Genomic DNA, 1,010 nt, shown 5'->3' on the forward strand with positions numbered 1-1,010 from the left:
GGTCGTCGCCGCGCGGGCCCGCCCCGCCCCGGCGCCGAGGCCGGCAAGACCGCGCCCGCGGGCGCTCCACGCCGCAGCCATCCGCTGCTCGAGCAGCTCGGCCAGTGGTATCCACGCCTGTTCGGCGCGCAGCCGCTGCCGCTCAAGCGAGGCATCTTCCATGACCTGCTGGCGGCGCGCGGCGCGGAGATCGAGAAGGACGCCCTCAAGTTGGCGCTCGCCATCCACACGCGCTCCACGCGCTACCTGAACGCCGTGGCCAGCGGGCAGGCGCGCCACGACCTGGAAGGCCGACCGGTCGAGGCAGTGGCGCCCGAGCATGTGCACCATGCGCTGCTGGAGGTGTTTCGCCGGCGCAAGCCACGCGAGGGCGAGGACCTGCAGGCCCGGCTGCGCCGGCGCATCGCCCAGGCCTTCGAGGCCAGCGGGCTGACGCGCGCTGCCTACGACGCGCTGGTGCGCGGGCGCGACGAACAGGCGAACGCGCTGCTGGACGAGGCGCTGGCCGAGGTGGCCGAGCGCGATGCGCGCGCCGAGGCGCTGCTGCGCGCCTTCGAAGCCAGCGGCGCCACGCTGGAGCACTTCGCCGACATGTACGGCATGGACCGGCGCCAGGTGGAGCAGTCGCTCGCGCGCGCGCGCCGGCTGCGCACCGCCCAAGCCGACCAGCCGTCTTCCTGAGCGGCCGCGCGCCGCGCGCTCACTCCTTGTTCTGCTGGGGCGCGTTCTCCGGCGCAGTGGTGCCGGGCGAGCCCGGAGGCGCCACGCCGGCCGGGTTGGTTTCGGCGCGCTCGCCCTGGTCCGGTGCCGGCACCGGGGTGCGGTCGCCCTGGGCGGGGTTGCGTCCGGCCTCGGAAGGCAGGGCCGGGTCGGAGGGCTGGGGAGCAGGCTCTGCCGCGGCGTCGGCGGGCGTGAGGGGCGCCGTCGGTGCCGTGGGCTCGGCCGCCGGCGCCGGCACGGGGACCGGTTCGCTGGCCGCCGGGGCCGGTTCGGGCAGGGTGGCGGGCGCC

General features: G+C 77.1%; 1 protein-coding gene and 1 pseudogene. One reads left to right on the forward strand and one right to left on the reverse strand.

From position 1 onward, the window contains the following. The coding region (locus A612_RS04660) for a ProQ/FINO family protein (protein ID WP_019373380.1) at positions 1 to 681 on the forward strand (681 nt) is incomplete at its 5' end. Positions 682 to 700: 19 nt separating this feature from the next. Here A612_RS04660 and A612_RS04665 read toward each other — a convergent pair. Beyond that, a pseudogene (locus tag A612_RS04665) lies at positions 701 to 1,010 on the reverse strand (signal recognition particle-docking protein FtsY); the annotation flags it as partial.

The organism is Melaminivora alkalimesophila, assembly GCF_000282995.1.
GTDB classification, from domain to species: domain Bacteria; phylum Pseudomonadota; class Gammaproteobacteria; order Burkholderiales; family Burkholderiaceae_C; genus Melaminivora; species Melaminivora alkalimesophila.